Annotated in this window: 17 protein-coding genes; 16 read left to right on the top strand and 1 reads right to left on the bottom strand. The window is 38.4% G+C overall.

What is annotated here, in order from left to right:
* Positions 1-33 precede the first annotated feature (33 nt).
* From ACUXZ4_RS06730 to ACUXZ4_RS06675, 12 genes are all read left to right on the top strand, one after another.
* Entirely contained in the window at positions 34-555 is a 522-nt protein-coding gene (locus tag ACUXZ4_RS06730) for an iron transporter (RefSeq protein WP_464972449.1), read from the top strand.
* A gap of 50 nt (positions 556-605) precedes the next feature.
* Entirely contained in the window at positions 606-1,994 is a 1,389-nt protein-coding gene (locus ACUXZ4_RS06725; protein WP_464972448.1) for a Fe-S-containing protein, read from the top strand.
* Positions 1,994-3,298, top strand: coding sequence for an ABC transporter permease (locus tag ACUXZ4_RS06720; protein WP_464972447.1), 1,305 nt, complete (start codon positions 1,994-1,996; stop codon positions 3,296-3,298). Before ACUXZ4_RS06725 ends, ACUXZ4_RS06720 begins: the two co-directional genes overlap by 1 nt.
* A gap of 13 nt (positions 3,299-3,311) precedes the next feature.
* A complete protein-coding gene (locus tag ACUXZ4_RS06715) occupies positions 3,312-4,427 on the top strand; it encodes an ABC transporter permease (protein WP_464972446.1) in 1,116 nt (371 codons plus the stop codon).
* Position 4,428: 1 nt separating this feature from the next.
* Positions 4,429-5,100, top strand: a complete 672-nt coding sequence (locus ACUXZ4_RS06710; protein ID WP_464972445.1) for an ABC transporter ATP-binding protein — start codon at positions 4,429-4,431, stop codon at positions 5,098-5,100.
* Positions 5,090-5,578: a TlpA family protein disulfide reductase gene (locus ACUXZ4_RS06705; RefSeq protein WP_464972444.1), complete on the top strand. Its 489-nt coding sequence runs from the start codon at positions 5,090-5,092 to the stop codon at positions 5,576-5,578. Before ACUXZ4_RS06710 ends, ACUXZ4_RS06705 begins: the two co-directional genes overlap by 11 nt.
* Before the next feature lie 4 nt (positions 5,579-5,582).
* Positions 5,583-5,894, top strand: coding sequence for a c-type cytochrome (locus ACUXZ4_RS06700; RefSeq protein WP_464972443.1), 312 nt, complete (start codon positions 5,583-5,585; stop codon positions 5,892-5,894).
* A 171-nt stretch (positions 5,895-6,065) separates the two neighbouring features.
* A complete protein-coding gene (gene trpB / locus ACUXZ4_RS06695; RefSeq protein WP_464972442.1) occupies positions 6,066-7,262 on the top strand; it encodes a tryptophan synthase subunit beta in 1,197 nt (398 codons plus the stop codon).
* Positions 7,262-8,077: a tryptophan synthase subunit alpha gene (gene trpA, locus ACUXZ4_RS06690; protein ID WP_464972441.1), complete on the top strand. Its 816-nt coding sequence runs from the start codon at positions 7,262-7,264 to the stop codon at positions 8,075-8,077. Before trpB ends, trpA begins: the two co-directional genes overlap by 1 nt.
* Positions 8,078-8,209: 132 nt before the next feature.
* Positions 8,210-8,707 (top strand): 5-(carboxyamino)imidazole ribonucleotide mutase, encoded by a 498-nt coding sequence (purE, locus tag ACUXZ4_RS06685; protein ID WP_464972440.1) that lies wholly within the window; start codon positions 8,210-8,212, stop codon positions 8,705-8,707.
* Positions 8,708-8,743: 36 nt separating this feature from the next.
* Positions 8,744-9,823 (top strand): 5-(carboxyamino)imidazole ribonucleotide synthase, encoded by a 1,080-nt coding sequence (gene purK, locus ACUXZ4_RS06680; RefSeq protein WP_464972439.1) that lies wholly within the window; start codon positions 8,744-8,746, stop codon positions 9,821-9,823.
* 142 nt (positions 9,824-9,965) lie between these two features.
* Positions 9,966-11,156 (top strand): amino acid aminotransferase, encoded by a 1,191-nt coding sequence (locus ACUXZ4_RS06675; RefSeq protein ID WP_464972438.1) that lies wholly within the window; start codon positions 9,966-9,968, stop codon positions 11,154-11,156.
* A 27-nt stretch (positions 11,157-11,183) separates the two neighbouring features.
* Here ACUXZ4_RS06675 and ACUXZ4_RS06670 read toward each other — a convergent pair whose 3' ends face one another.
* Positions 11,184-11,648 (bottom strand): hypothetical protein, encoded by a 465-nt coding sequence (locus tag ACUXZ4_RS06670; protein WP_464972437.1) that lies wholly within the window; start codon positions 11,646-11,648, stop codon positions 11,184-11,186.
* A gap of 201 nt (positions 11,649-11,849) precedes the next feature.
* Between ACUXZ4_RS06670 and smpB the strand changes: the two genes are divergently transcribed.
* The 4 genes from smpB (at position 11,850) to ACUXZ4_RS06650 (ending at position 15,910) form a co-directional block, all read left to right on the top strand.
* Positions 11,850-12,332, top strand: coding sequence for an SsrA-binding protein SmpB (gene smpB, locus ACUXZ4_RS06665; RefSeq protein ID WP_464972436.1), 483 nt, complete (start codon positions 11,850-11,852; stop codon positions 12,330-12,332).
* 37 nt (positions 12,333-12,369) lie between these two features.
* Complete coding sequence (gene hflK / locus ACUXZ4_RS06660) at positions 12,370-13,614, top strand: FtsH protease activity modulator HflK (RefSeq protein ID WP_464972435.1); 1,245 nt, start codon at positions 12,370-12,372, stop codon at positions 13,612-13,614.
* Positions 13,614-14,501: a protease modulator HflC gene (hflC, locus tag ACUXZ4_RS06655; RefSeq protein WP_464972434.1), complete on the top strand. Its 888-nt coding sequence runs from the start codon at positions 13,614-13,616 to the stop codon at positions 14,499-14,501. Before hflK ends, hflC begins: the two co-directional genes overlap by 1 nt.
* 110 nt (positions 14,502-14,611) lie before the next feature.
* Positions 14,612-15,910: an adenylosuccinate synthase gene (locus tag ACUXZ4_RS06650; RefSeq protein ID WP_464972433.1), complete on the top strand. Its 1,299-nt coding sequence runs from the start codon at positions 14,612-14,614 to the stop codon at positions 15,908-15,910.
* The last annotated feature ends 78 nt before the right edge of the window (positions 15,911-15,988 follow it).

The following is a 15,988-nucleotide window of genomic DNA, read 5'->3' as shown; positions in this document are numbered from 1 at the left end:
ACATTAATTAACCTAACCCAAAAGGAAATTAAGATGAAAAAAACCTTACTTTTAACCGCACTTACTGGTATTTTTGCAGTGTCCTCTGCTCAAGCGTTTAAAGAGTACCCAATTGGCGAAGCGCAAACAATGAACGAAATGGAAATTGCTGCGGTTTATTTACAACCGATTGATATGGAACCTCGTGGTATGGGTTTATCAGCTGCAAAATCTGACATTCACTTAGAAGCAGATATTCATGCAACTAAAGGTAACAAAAATGGTTTCGGTGAAGGTGAATGGATGCCGTATTTAACCATCAGCTACACGCTTGTGAACACCGATACTAACCAAAAACAAGAAGGTACATTTATGCCAATGGTGGCTGGCGATGGTCCTCACTATGGCGCAAACGTGAAAATGATGGGCGTAGGTAACTACAAATTAACCTATCATATCGAACCACCTTCAAAAGCAGGGTTACACCGTCACACAGATAACGAAACAGGTGTAGGTCGTTGGTGGAAACCATTTGATGTGAATTATGAATTCAAATTCACAGGTTTAGAAAAATAATCCTAACATAAATTATTGGTGGGGCATTGTCCCCACCCTTCTGCTTTATTATGTCATACTTTTTTACTACGCTACTCCAATCCTTACTTCCCACAGCACTTTTACTCGCCTGTGCGTGGTCTGCTTTTAACAAAATAAATATCAAAGCGCTTATTTGGACAAGCCTTATCGCAATTGCAGTGGGTATTTCCATTGCCTCAATGCTTTCCTTTAATCAAATTACCTTATTAAGTCTAAATAGCACTGCAAGCATTGTTCTTGTTTTATTTTTATTTAGTCAATGTCGCCCTATAAAATGGCTAAACAACATTTGGCATTTTTTACTCTGCACACTTGCAGCAATGCAATGGGCCAAAAATCCCAATATTAATGCCATAACGGCGACTGATGTCATCAATACTGATTTTATTTTACATCTAAGTGCGGTCATTTTTGGCTTACTTTTCTGCCTATTTTTAGCCGCATGGCTCTACATTTTGCTCAAACAAGTGAAAACAGAACAAAAACTCACCGCACTTCGTTGGAGCTTATTATTGATATTAAGCGCAATACTCCTCTCTCCGTTATTTGGTGATATATTGCTCGGTTTAATGAAATTACAGGTGATTGAACTCACTAAAACTCGCCTCAGCCTTGTTGCCAAAACTGGCAATATTATTAATTATATCAACTATATTTCAGCTGGATTAGGATTACTCATTATCAGTTTATACGCTATCAAATTCCTATTTCCGCGTAAAAAAGCCATTCAGCTTAGCGAAAATCCTATTGAGAAACGCCAAAAAACAGCAAAATATATCCAATCTCGTCGCATTGTTATGTGGGGATTATTCAGTTTTCTCTTTATTTTAATGAGCCAACTTTATTGGGATAAATTCGCTTCTCAGCCATTACAATTATCAGAAGCAACACCAGTAAAATTAGATCAAAATCAGCAAGTGAGAATTCCTATTGAGCAAGTGAAAGATGGTAACTTGCACCGTTTTGTTTGGGTGGCAGATGATGGCAAAGCAGTGCGATTTTTCATTATTAATCGTCTTGAAGATCGCTTAAGTTTAGGCGTGGTTTTTGACGCTTGTCTATTATGTGGCGATCAAGGTTATGTCATGCAAGATGGCCAAGTTGTTTGCGTCGGCTGTGAAGTGCGAATGTTTAAACCATCCATTGGCAAACCGGGTGGTTGCAACCCTGTTCCTATTGAAAATTGGCAGCAAACAGAAAACGAAGTCATTATTGACCGCACTTCTTTGGAAATGGGGCTGAATTTATTTTCTACAGTGCTAGAAATTGAAGTGATTGACCCTGTAGATCAAACAAAACTCATCAATACGAAAACGGAATTTAAATATAATTTCAACAATAAAACCTATTTCTTTGCCAATGAAAAGAACTTGGAATTATTCAGAGATAAACCGGAAAACTATGTGAAGGAGGAATAATGTTAGGGAGAATGTTATTTCAATCTTGGAAACATGGTTTAAAACGTAAATTATTAGCGATTATTACGATTTTCTTAGCATCGGGTTTAGTGTCTGCGCTACTTGCCGTTTCCATTGATATTGGCGATAAAATGGCAAAGGAACTTAAATCCTATGGTGCCAATATTTTAATTGAGCCTGCCAGTAGCGCTATTCTGCCTGAAATGGCTGAAAATAAAACCTCTTTGGCAACGCAAGATTTTATTGATGAAAAAGAATTACCTAATATTAAAGATATTTTCTGGCGCAACAATATTGTCGGCTTTGCTCCCTTGCTGACAGCAGAAGTCACCGCAAATGGCAAAGATAAAATTCCTATTTTAGGCACCTTTTTTGATCATAATATTGCTGTTCCTGATGAAGAAGATTATCACACAGGGCAAAAAATTATCAGCCCTTATTGGCAAGTAACAGGCGAATGGGTTGATGATCACAATGGTGACTTTACTGATAACGTGCCTACCTTAATTGGTACACAGCTCGCAAAAAGTAAACAATGGCAAATTGGCGATAAAATTTCCTTAAGTTATCAAGATCAAGAAGTGCAAACGCAGCTAAATGTTGTAATTAAAGGTATCGTGGCGACTGGCGGAACAGAAGAAAATCAATTGATTATGCCATTAAGTGCGGTGCAAAATTTATTAGTTTTGCCAGGCAAAGTGCAAGCAGTTAAGGTATCCGCTTTAACAGTGCCTGAAAATGAGCTTTCTCGCAAAGCACGTTCTAATGTAGATGCGTTGGCTCAAGAAGAATATGATCTTTGGTATTGCACCGCCTATGTTTCCTCAATTGCACATCAACTGGAAGAAGCCATTTCTGGTGCGGTTGTACGCCCAATTTGGCAAGTCGCTGCTTCAGAAGGCGTGGTAATTGAAAAAATCCAATTATTGCTTGGCGTAGTCACAGTTGCAGCCTTAATTGCAGCCGCTATGGGCATTGCTTCATTAATGACAACATCCATTATTGAACGCAGTAAAGAAATTGGCTTAATGAAAGCCTTAGGCGCTTACCAATGGCAAATTACACTCTTATTTTATTGTGAAGCCGCAATCAGCGCCATTATTGGCGGATTAGTTGGTTGTATTGCAGGTTGGGCATTAGCAAAATTTATAGGAGCGACCTTATTTGGTGCACCATTAGATTTTGCTTGGATCGTAGTACCTTGCGTACTCGTGCTAGCCATCCTAATTGCACTTATTGGCACTTGGTTCCCTGCTCACCGTATTGCAAAACTCTATCCTGTGGAAGTACTTTATGGGCGTTAAGAAAAACTCTTCAATGTTTTGGCGATTAGTTTTCCAAGCGCTTCGCCTACGCTTACAACGTGTATTTATTATTTTTGCTGCGTTAACAGTAGGAGCTAGTATCGTTACAGCTATGTCCGCGGTTTATTTTGATATTAATACCAAAATGTCCCAAGAATTGCGTACTTTTGGTGCTAATTTCTACATTGGCGCCAATGATGCCGGCTTAATTCAAACGGATATTGTTGAAGAAATTATCAATCAAGCACCGCCAAATCTCATTACTGCTAGCAGTGCCTATTTATATGGGGTTACGCGCAGTGAATTGGAAAAGATTGTATTAATGGGTGTACAATTTGAAACCTTAAAGCCACTTTCACCCTATTGGCAAGTTGAAGGCTCAATGATTGGAGTGAGCTTTGATGATCGCAATGCGATGATTGGTAAAACCTTGGCTGAACGGCTTAATCTTAAAGTGGGTGATAAAATCACCTTAAGCAAAACCGCGGTGGAAAAACAGAGTTTTAAAATTAAAGGCATTGTAGAAGCTGGCGACGCAACAGACAGTATGCTCATTGTTAATTTGTCTTTTGCACAAGATTGGTTAGAAAAAGATGGCTTAGCCAGTAATGCCCTTTTCATCGTCAAAAATGATCAGGGTCAAGTAGAACAATTTGCCCAACAATTGCAAAAAGATTATCCCCAATTAGATATTCGCCCAATACGTAAAGTGTCTTCTTCTGAAGGGCAAATTTTGGATAAAATTAAAGGATTAATGGGGCTAATTTCTGTGGTTATCCTTATTCTTGCCACTTTATGTGTTAATACGACCCTCATTGCTATCGTCGGTGAACGGGCGAAAGAATTTGCCCTACAAAAAGCATTAGGGGCAAAACGAAAAGATATTATTACGCAAATTGGTACAGAAACCCTTATTATTGCCATTGCAGCCATTATTACAGGTCTCATTTTAGGCTATATCTTGGCACAAGTGCTGGGATTAACCGTTTTTAAAGCGAATATTGATATGCGTTTGCCTGTCATCCCGATAACCTTTATTTTGTTACTTATAGTGGCATTTATTGCAGTTATCGTACCGACAAAGCGCGCCTTAAATGTGGAAATGGCAAGCGTATTAAAAGGAGAATAGAATGGCAAATATTGTCATTGAAACACAGCATTTATATAAACGATTTGGGCAAGTTACCGCGCTTGATGACATTAATATTCAAATTCATCAAGGCGAATTTGTGGCAATTATGGGCGCCTCAGGCTCTGGAAAAACCACATTAATGAATATTCTCACAGGGCTTGATACCGCTTCTGAAGGTAAAGTAATACTGGATGGCGTTGACGCAGCGCAACTTGATGAAGTGGGTCGTCAACGCTTTCGTGCAGAAAAAATTGGTCTCGTTTTCCAACAATTCCATTTAATTCCCTATTTAACTGCCTTGGAAAACGTTATGCTTGCTCAGCACTACCATAGCGTCATTGATGAGGAAGCGGCTAAAGCTGTATTGGAACAAGTAGGATTAGAACATCGGATACATCATCGACCAAATCAACTTTCTGGTGGCGAACAACAACGAGTTTGTATCGCAAGGGCATTAGTCAATCAGCCGCCCGTTATTTTTGCCGATGAACCAACCGGTAATCTTGATGAAAAAAACGAACAGCTTGCCTTACAACTGTTACAAGATCTCAATAAACAAGGGCGTACAATCGTGATGGTAACCCATAATCCAGAATTAGGTAAACTAACCCATCGCACCATTTATTTACAACATGGTAAATTTTTACGAGAAGAACATAATGAAATTTAACTTTTTACTCAAGTCTATCTTATTAAGTGCGGTGCTTTTGGGCGTAGTTTCTTGCAAGGAACAGGTCGCGGAAATTGGACAAACCGCACCTGATATTGCCGCTTTTGATTTGCAAGGGAATAAAGTTGAACTAAAACAATGGCAAGGAAAACCTATTTTACTCAGTTTTTGGTCTGAAAGCTGCGGAGTTTGCTTAGCGGAATTAAAAGAATTTGAAAAATTATCAGCCCAGTATCCGGATCAACTACAAGTTGTAGCAATTAATACGGATGGCAATAAAGGCAATACGCAAGCCACTGTACAAAAACGCCAAATTCAGCTCACTGTCATTAAAGATCAAATGCAAATTACAGGTGAACGCTATCAAATTGTTGGCACACCAACCACATTTTTTATTGATTCAGAAGGAAAAATTCGCTATAAATTCGAGGGGCTTATCCCGAAAAATAAATTAGAACAACTTTTTACTCAAAGCTAACATTATGAAAAAATTGATTTTATTAACCGCACTTTGTGCTGTTATTTCTACTACTCAAGCACATACTCCCGACATGAAACAAGGCGAACGTACCTTCCGCCAAATGTGCTCAACTTGCCATGGAAGACAAGGTGAACGCTCTGCATTAGGCCAATCTGCTATTATTAATAAATTGCCAGCAGATGAAATTGTTACTGCTTTACAAGCACGCAAAAAAGGCGAAATTATGGGGGCAGGCAATAGCGCCAAAGCTCGCCTCAGCGATCAAGATATGCAAAATATTGCAACTTATTTAGAAAGTTTAGCGCAAAAATAATTATGCTTTTATTCAAAAATCCTTGTTATTTCATATACAAGGATTTTTTATTTCCTTTTTCTCAGAATTCACTTCTTTTCTTCTCTAAAAATTTTTTAAAACGCCACTTTACTTTTATATACTAGTTTAATAGTATATTAATCAAATTCAAACTTATCCATAGGTAATAATATGTCTGAAACGATTTTAGATCCTTATTTTGGCGAATTTGGTGGTATGTATGTACCAGAAATTCTCGTCCCTGTATTAAAACAACTAGAAAAAGCCTTTGTCGAGGCGCAACAAGATCCTGAATTTCAACAAGAATTACAAGATTTATTAAAGAATTACGCGGGTCGTCCCACAGCTTTAACTCTCTGCAAAAATTTAACGAAAGCAACCAAAACAAAACTCTATTTAAAACGCGAAGATTTGTTACATGGTGGCGCACATAAAACCAACCAAGTATTAGGGCAAGCTTTATTAGCTAAACGCATGGGAAAAACTCGAATTATTGCCGAAACAGGTGCGGGACAACATGGCGTTGCCACTGCCCTTGCCTGTGCGATGTTAGATTTGCCTTGCCGAATTTATATGGGCGCAAAAGATGTGGAACGCCAATCACCCAATGTATTCCGTATGCGTTTAATGGGGGCAGAAGTCATTGCTGTACAAAAAGGTTCTTGTTCACTTAAAGACGCTTGTTGCGAGGCTATGCGTGATTGGGCTGCAAATTATGAAGATACCCATTATTTAATTGGTACAGCAGCAGGTCCTCATCCATTTCCAACAATGGTAAGAGAATTTCAAAAAATGATTGGCGAAGAAACCAAACAACAAATCTTGGCAAGGGAAAATCGTTTACCTGATGCGGTGATTGCTTGCGTAGGTGGCGGCTCGAATGCAATTGGCATGTTTGCTGATTTTATCGATGAGCCATCAGTGAAATTAATCGGCGTGGAACCCGCTGGCAAAGGCATTGAAACAGGACGGCATGGTGCCCCATTAGGCCATGGAAAAACTGGCATTTATTTTGGAATGAAGTCACCAATTATGCAAACAGAAGACGGACAAATTGAAGAATCTTACAGTATCTCTGCAGGTTTAGACTTCCCTTCTATTGGCCCTCAACACGCCCATCTGCAATCCATTGGACGAGCGGAATATCCAAGCATTACAGATGATGAAGCCTTATTTGCTTTTAAAGAATTAGCACAACATGAAGGCATTATTCCTGCTTTAGAAAGTTCTCACGCCCTTGCCTATGCGTTAAAAATGGCAAAAGAAAACCCAGAAAAAGAGCAACTTTTAGTAGTTAATTTATCTGGACGAGGCGATAAAGATATTTTTACTGTTGATAAAATTTTTACTGAAAGAGGAATTCTCTAATGGACCGTTTTGCACAATTATTTTCAAAATTAAATGCTAAACAACAAGGTGCTTTTGTTCCTTTTGTTACCCTTTGCGATCCTGATTTAGAACGTTCATTTGACATTATTTGTACATTAGTTGACAACGGTGCCGATGCATTAGAATTAGGTTTCCCATTTTCTGATCCTCTGCTCGATGGTCCTGTAATTCAAGCTGCCAATAATCGCGCATTACATTCAGGATGTAGCACAAAAGAAAGCTTTGAATTATTAGCAAAAGTGCGGTCAAAATATCCTGAGATTCCAATTAGCCTATTACTCTGTGCAAATTTGGTCTATGCTCAAACTTTAGACGGATTCTATCAACGCTGTGCTGATGTTGGCATTGATGCCGTATTGGTTGCCGATATTCCTTTACTTGCCGCTCAGCCTTATATTGAAGCCGCACAGAAATATGGTATTCAGCCCGTATTTATTTGCCCTCCGAATGCGGATGAAAATACCATAAAAAACATCGCGCAATATTCTCGGGGTTACACTTATCTGGTATCTAGATCTGGCGTAACCAGTGCCGAAAATCAGCAGCAAGCCAACAATTTAGATAACCTTGTTGAGCAATTAAAAAAATACAATGCACCACCGATTCTGCAAGGTTTCGGCATATCAGAACCTCAGCAAGTCAAAAATGCCTTATCCATGGGCGTTGCAGGCGCGATTTCTGGCTCCGCAACAGTGAAGATTATTGAAGATAATTTAACTAATCATCGCCAATGTTTAATTGAACTTGCTCAATTTGTGCAACAAATGAAAGCGGCAACCTCATTGTTAACATAAAAATAAAACGTCCCATTGAGGACGTTTTTTATTTGTATAAATTCCCTTCTTTCTTATCGCAATCGTTTGCCTAAAATGCGCCTATTATGCTATTCTACGCAAGTTTTTTATCCCTATTCATGGATTCCAAATATGTCTAATACTCAACCAAAAATTGCCATTGTGATGGGCTCAAAAAGTGATTGGGCAACCATGCAAGAAGCCACTCAAATTTTAGATCAATTACAAGTTCCTTATCATGTTGAAGTTGTATCTGCACATCGTACGCCTGATAAACTCTTCACCTTTGCTGAACAAGCAGAACAAAATGGATATAAAGTCATTATTGCTGGCGCTGGCGGTGCCGCTCACCTCCCAGGTATGATTGCAGCGAAAACCTTAGTCCCTGTATTAGGCGTGCCAGTCAAAAGTTCTATGTTAAGCGGTGTTGACAGCCTTTATTCTATTGTTCAAATGCCAAAAGGTATTCCCGTTGGTACGTTAGCTATTGGTCCAGCAGGCGCAGCAAATGCAGGTCTTTTAGCTGCACAAATTTTGGCCGCGTGGGACAATAATCTCTTATCTCGTTTAAAAACGTTTAGAGAAACTCAAACAAATTCTGTGCTAGATAATCCCGATCCGCGTGATTAATTTCCTATCTTTCATACAGCAGGAATAATAAATTTTATGCAAAAAAGTGCTTTATATCCAACCGTTTACGTTCTTGGTAATGGTCAATTAGGTCGTATGTTACGCTATGCGGGGGCGCCACTTGATATTGACGTAGTACCATTAGCATTTGATGACCCAATGTTTGATTTAGCGCCCAATAGCATTATTACGGCAGAAATTGAACGTTGGGCAGTGACACCATTAACAGAAATGCTCGGCAATCATGATAAATTTGTTAATAAGAATGTGTTTGCAACCACAGCAGATCGTTTTAGCCAAAAATCATTATTAGATGAACTAAATTTACCGACTTCACCTTGGTGTTTACTTGAAAGTGCGGTGCATTTTGAACAAGTTTTCAATGAAATTGGCGATAAAGTTGTAGTTAAACGTCGTACTGGTGGCTATGACGGGCGCGGTCAATGGATTGTAACGAACGAAAATAAAGACGTGATTACAGATGATCTCTTTGGCGAAGTTATTGCTGAGAAATTTATTCCCTTTGATGGCGAAGTATCCATTGTTGGTGCTCGTTTTAAAAATGGCGAAACACGTTTCTATCCTGTAACACATAACTTACAGCAAAATGGTATTTTACGTTACAGCGTAGCAGACAGTTCAAACCAGCATTTACAAGCTCAAGCGGAAGAAATGCTGGGTAAAGTAATGCACAAACTCAATTATATTGGTGTAATGGCAATGGAATGTTTTGTTGTCGGCAACAAATTATTAATTAATGAGCTTGCCCCTCGTGTGCATAATAGTGGACATTGGACGCAATTAGGTTGTTCCATTAGCCAATTTGAATTACATCTGCGTGCGTTATTAGATTTGCCTACTCCTGAATTACAGGTTTTTGCCCCAAGCGTGATGGTCAATTTAATTGGTACGGAGCATAATCCTCAATGGTTAAATACGCCATTTAGTCAGCTACATTGGTATGGCAAAGAGGTTCGTCCTGGGCGTAAAGTAGGTCATATTAACCTGACACATATTGATAAAAATGTATTAATTGCGCAGCTGAATAAACTAAGCAAAGAATTACCTGAGGATTATCAATCGGGGATTAATTGGGCAATCGCAAAATTAAAATAATATTAATAAATTCATACATTCTTTGTTTTATGTATAACAATAAAGAGAAATTGTAATATTTTTTCAAAAAATAGTTGCAATTTCCCTTTCTTTTACAGTATAACCATAATCACAAATACAACATTCTATAAGGACTATTACTATGTTTGAAAATATTACGCCTGCGCCAGCAGATCCTATTCTAGGTTTAGGTGAAGCTTTTAAAGCAGATTCTCGTCAAGAGAAAGTCAATTTAGGTATTGGTGTTTACAAAGATGCCAAAGGCAACACACCAATTATGAAAGCGGTTAAAGATGCCGAAGCACGTTTGTTTGAACAAGAAACAACCAAAAACTACTTATCAATTGACGGTGTAGCAGAGTTCAATGCTCACACTCAAGAATTGTTATTTGGCAAAGATTCTAACATTGTGAAAAGCAAACGCGCTAAAACTGTTCAAAGCTTAGGTGGTACAGGCGCATTACGAATTGCGGCTGAATTTGTTAAACGCCAGACAAAAGCACAGAATGTATGGATCAGTTCACCGACTTGGCCAAATCACAATGCTATTTTCAATGCGGTAGGTATCACCATTCGTGAATATCGTTGGTATGATGCGGAACGTAAAGTCTTAGACTGGGATAACCTGATTGCAGACTTAAGCAATGCAGGAGAAGGTGATGTGGTGTTATTACATGGTTGCTGCCATAACCCAACAGGTATCGACCCAACTCCAGAGCAATGGAAAGTGCTAGCTGATATGTCAGCGAAAAATGGTTGGTTACCACTATTTGACTTTGCTTATCAAGGTCTTGCAAACGGCTTAGAAGAAGATGCGGTTGGTTTACGTACTTTCGCAGCAAACCATAAAGAATTATTAGTAGCAAGTTCATACTCTAAAAACTTCGGTTTATATAATGAACGCGTTGGTGCATTCACGCTCGTAGCAGAAAATGAAACTGTGGCAGCAACAGCATTAACACAGGTTAAAACCATTATTCGTACACTTTACTCAAACCCTGCTGCACATGGTGCTTCAGCAGTTTCTGTGGTATTAAAAGATCCTGCACTACGTGCTGAATGGGAAGCGGAATTAGCAGAAATGCGTACGCGTATCAAAGCAATGCGTTTCAAATTCGTTGAATTACTTAAAGAATTTGGTGCAGAACAAGATTTCAGCTTTATTACTGAACAAAATGGTATGTTCTCTTTCAGTGGCTTAACTGCTGAACAAGTTGATCGCTTAAAAGAAGAATTCGCAATTTATGCAGTTCGCTCAGGTCGTATAAATGTCGCAGGAATTACTGAAGATAATATTCGTTATCTGTGTGAAAGCATTGTAAAAGTGCTTTAATACTCATCATAAAAATACCGCATTTCATCAAAGTGCGGTATTTTTTATCTTAATTTCACCCTCAATAATATTCTCATTTAATGCATTAAACATACTTTGTATAGTTTCAGCATTAACCTTATGCTGATTTTCAAAGAAATTCATCATTCGATACACTTCTCTTTCTAATCCTAAATGCGCTGCTTTTGTTAAAGTGCGGTGGATTTCTTGCACATTTACGCCAACATTACTAATCACGATCAAAACATGCTTTTCAGGAAAACGATCACAATAGCGAAAAGCATATTGTAAATATTGATAAGCTTTTTTCTTCGCTTGCTGGAAACGTTGCTCTGTCCAAATATATTGCCCTTTTTCACTTAAATAACGATCATTTTCAACATGAAAAATCTTAGCCTCTGGATAATCTCTTTTAAACTCGACCATTTTTTGTTTTGCGAAAGTCGTTTTACCAGACCCTGAATGACCGCGGATAATAATCAGTTTTTTCATAAATAAACCTATGACATATTGTTTTAGCAAGTTTACATAGAGTATTTCTACAATATTCAATTTTTAGCTTATTAAATTTTATATTATCATTAACCTTTGCAACATATTAAATTGTTCTCCCCCATTTAAATTCCCCTTGTTCATTTGTACTCTGCCCTTATATTAGGTACAATCCCTCATTATTTTTGCATTGGAAAAATTATGACAAAGAAAAAAATAAAACCAGGCTCGAATACAATTGCATTGAATAAACGTGCTAGACATGATTATTTTATAGAAGAAGAAATTGAAGCAGGATTGTCTTTACAAGGTTGGGAAGTAAAATCCATGCGTGCAGGCAAAGCCAATATCAGCGATAGCTATGTGATTTTCAATAACGGTGAAGCCTATTTATTCGGCGCGACTATTCAACCGCTTAGTGTAGCTTCTACTCATATCGTTTGCGATCCGACAAGAACGCGTAAATTGTTGTTAAATCAAAAAGAATTAGCCTCGTTATTTGGTAAAGCCAATCGTGATGGCTATACTATTGTTGCCCTTTCGCTTTATTGGAAACAGGCTTGGGCAAAACTTAAAATTGGTTTAGCAAAAGGAAAAAAATTACATGATAAGCGGGAAGATATTAAAGATCGGGAATGGAAACTACAGAAAGATCGCATTATGAAGAATGCAAATCGTGGATAATCTGTTACAATCCTTATGTAAAATTTTTGTAAACTAAATGGAGAATATAATGGCACAGGATCAAGATCCTTGGGCAGCACCCGGAACGAATAATTCGTCTGGACAAAAGCCTGATAATCAACGTGATGAATCACAACAAGGTTCATCAGGTTCTCATCGACATGAGCAATCCCCGCCTGATTTAGAAGAAGCCTTCACTAATTTATTAAAGAAATTAGGTGGCAATAAAAACAAAGGCTCAAATTCAAATCAAAGCAATAATTTGCCTGAAATGAAAATAGGTAAATTACTGCCACTTGCTGTTGGTATTGGTGCAGTAATTTGGGGATTAAGCGGGTTTTATACCGTAAAAGAAGCGGAACGTGGTGTGGTAACACGTTTTGGACAATTACATTCGATTGTACAGCCTGGTTTAAACTGGAAACCGACTTTTATCGATCAAGTGTTGCCAGTTAATGTTGAGCAAGTAAAAGAGCTGAAAACCCAAGGTTCTATGTTGACGCAAGATGAGAATATGGTGAAAGTGGAAATGACGGTGCAATACCGCGTACAAGATCCTGCAAAATTCTTATTTAGTGTAACCAATGCCGAAGACAGCTTAGGGCAAGCCACAGACAGTGCTCTACGTTATGTGATTGGTCACATGACAATGGATAACATTCTGACAACAGGTCGTGCTGTTGTGCGTGAAAATACGTGGAAAGCACTAAATGATATTATCAAACCTTATGATATGGGTTTAGAAGTCATTGATGTGAACTTCCAATCTGCTCGTCCACCTGAAGAAGTGAAAGATGCATTTGACGATGCGATTAAAGCACAAGAAGACGAACAACGTTATATTCGTGAAGCTGAAGCTTACGCGCGTGAACGTGAGCCAATTGCTCGTGGTAATGCACAACGAATTTTAGAAGAAGCAACTGCTTATAAAGATCAAATTGTGCTTGATGCTAAAGGGGAAATTGAACGTTTCCAACGTTTATTGCCTGAATTTAAACTTTCTCCTGAAGTATTAAAACAGCGCCTATACATTCAATCCATGGAAAAAGTGATGGCTAAAACGCCGAAAGTGATGATGGATTCAGGTAATAATATTACTGTATTACCATTAGACCAAATGTTGCGTGGTAAATCAGAAAATGTACAAGAAAACACACCAAAAGCCATTGAAAGAAGCGCTCCAGTACGTTCTGAGCCACAAAGTGCGGTGAATTCTCAGCCAGTTTCTGAATCTTACAAAGGGGCAAATACAGAACAAGAACGTAGAGGGAGATTTAACTAATGCGTAAATTTTTAACGCCAATTATCATTGTTTTAGGTTTAGTCATCTACTCTAGTGTTGTTATCGTACAAGAAGGTTCACGCGGTATTATGTTGCGTTTTAGCAAAGTACATCGTGATGCAGATAATAAAGTGGTCGTGTATAACCCAGGTTTACATTTTAAAGTGCCATTTATTGATAACATCAAAATTTTAGATGCACGCATTAAAACTCTTGATGGTCAGCCAGACCGTTTCGTTACTGTAGAGAAAAAAGACTTATTAGTAGATTCCTATGTAAAATGGCGAATCAGCGATTTTGGTCGTTTTTATACAGCAACAAGTGGCGGTGACTATAACCGCGCTTCTAGCCTATTACGCCGTAAAGTCAACGACAGATTACGTTCAGAAATTGGTTCTCGTACCATTAAAGATATTGTCTCTGGCACCCGAGGCGAATTAATGGAAGGAGCGAAAAAAGCATTGAATTCAGGGCAAGATAGCACCGCTGAATTAGGTATTGAAGTAGTTGATGTTCGTATTAAACAAATCAACTTACCTGATGAAGTGTCTTCATCAATTTACCAACGTATGCGTGCTGAACGTGACGCGGTAGCGCGTGAACATCGTTCACAAGGTAAAGAAAAAGCCGCTTTTATTCAGGCTGATGTAGATCGTAAAGTCACCTTAATTTTAGCCAATGCCAATAAAACAGCACAGCAATTACGCGGTGAAGGCGATGCCTTAGCAGCTAAACTCTACTCTGATGCTTTTAGTCAGGAAGCTGAATTCTATGGTTTCTTGCGTAGTTTAAAAGCATATGAAAACAGCTTTACCGGTTCTGAAAACATGATGATCTTAAAACCGGGTAGTGAGTTTTTCCGCTTTATGCAATCACCAACAAAATAAATAAAAATACCAGCCTAATCGTCCAATGATTAGGCTTTTTTCATTGAGATTTTAGCTAAAAAATAGTAAAGTAACGGCTGTCATTTTTTGAAATACAACAGGAAAAGATTATGGGAAAAAGTGTTGTTATCCTTGGCGCTCAATGGGGCGATGAAGGAAAAGGTAAAATCGTTGATTTATTAACAGATCGCGTTAAATATGTTGTTCGTTATCAAGGCGGACATAATGCTGGTCATACATTAATTATAAACGGTGAAAAAACCGTATTACGTTTAATCCCAAGCGGTATTTTACGTGATAACGTGACCTGCTTAATTGGTAACGGTGTTGTACTCTCCCCTGCTGCATTAATGCAAGAAATGGGCGAATTAGAAAGCCGCGGTATTAAAGTGCGCGAACGTCTGTTAATTTCTGAAGCTTGCCCATTAATCTTACCTTACCATATCGCAATGGATCACGCGCGTGAAGCGGCATTAGGTAATAATAAAATCGGTACAACGGGACGTGGTATCGGTCCAGCTTATGAAGATAAAGTGGCACGTCGTGGTTTACGCGTTAGCGACTTATTCAATCGTGAAAAATTCGCAGAAAAATTAAAAAATATCTTAGAATACTACAACTTCCAATTAGTGAATTACTACAAAGTAGAACCTGTTGACTACCAAAAAACCTTAGATGAAGTCATGGCAGTAGCAGATACATTAATTGGCATGGTAGCTGATATCAGCACTATCTTAGATAAAGCACGCAAAAATGGCGACAATATTTTATTTGAAGGTGCTCAAGGCACTATGTTAGATATCGACCATGGTACTTATCCATTCGTAACGAGCTCTAATACTACTGCTGGCGGTGTGGCAACTGGTGCAGGTTTCGGTCCTCGTAATATCGACTATGTATTAGGTATTATCAAAGCTTACTGTACTCGTGTTGGTGGCGGTCCATTCACCACTGAATTATTTGATGATGTAGGCGCAGAAATTGCACGCAAAGGCAATGAATTTGGTGCGGTAACAGGTCGTCCTCGTCGTTGTGGTTGGTTTGATGCAGTAGCAATGCGTCGTGCAATTCAAGTCAACAGCATTTCTGGTTTCTGTATGACTAAATTAGACGTATTAGACGGTTTTGATGAAGTGAAAATCTGTGTAGGCTACAAACTACCAAACGGTGAAGTGGTTGACTTTGCCCCACTTTCAGCAAAAGACTGGGAAGGTGTGGAACCAATTTACGAAACTATGCCAGGTTGGAAAGAAAATACCTTCGGTGTCACTGATGTAAACCAATTACCAGAAAATACCCGTAAATATGTCAAACGTATTGAAGAAGTAACCGGTGTTCCTGTAGCTATTCTTTCAACAGGTCCAGATCGTGTTGAAACAATGATTCTACAAGATCCATTTGCCGCTTAATCTTTCTATAAAAATCTCCTTTCAATTGAAAGGAGATTTTTTATGCTCAGAAAATAACATAAAAAAATACCGCACTTT

This window comes from Reella acinonychis, assembly GCF_052828705.1.
This window is presented reverse-complemented; position numbering and strand designations above follow the sequence as displayed.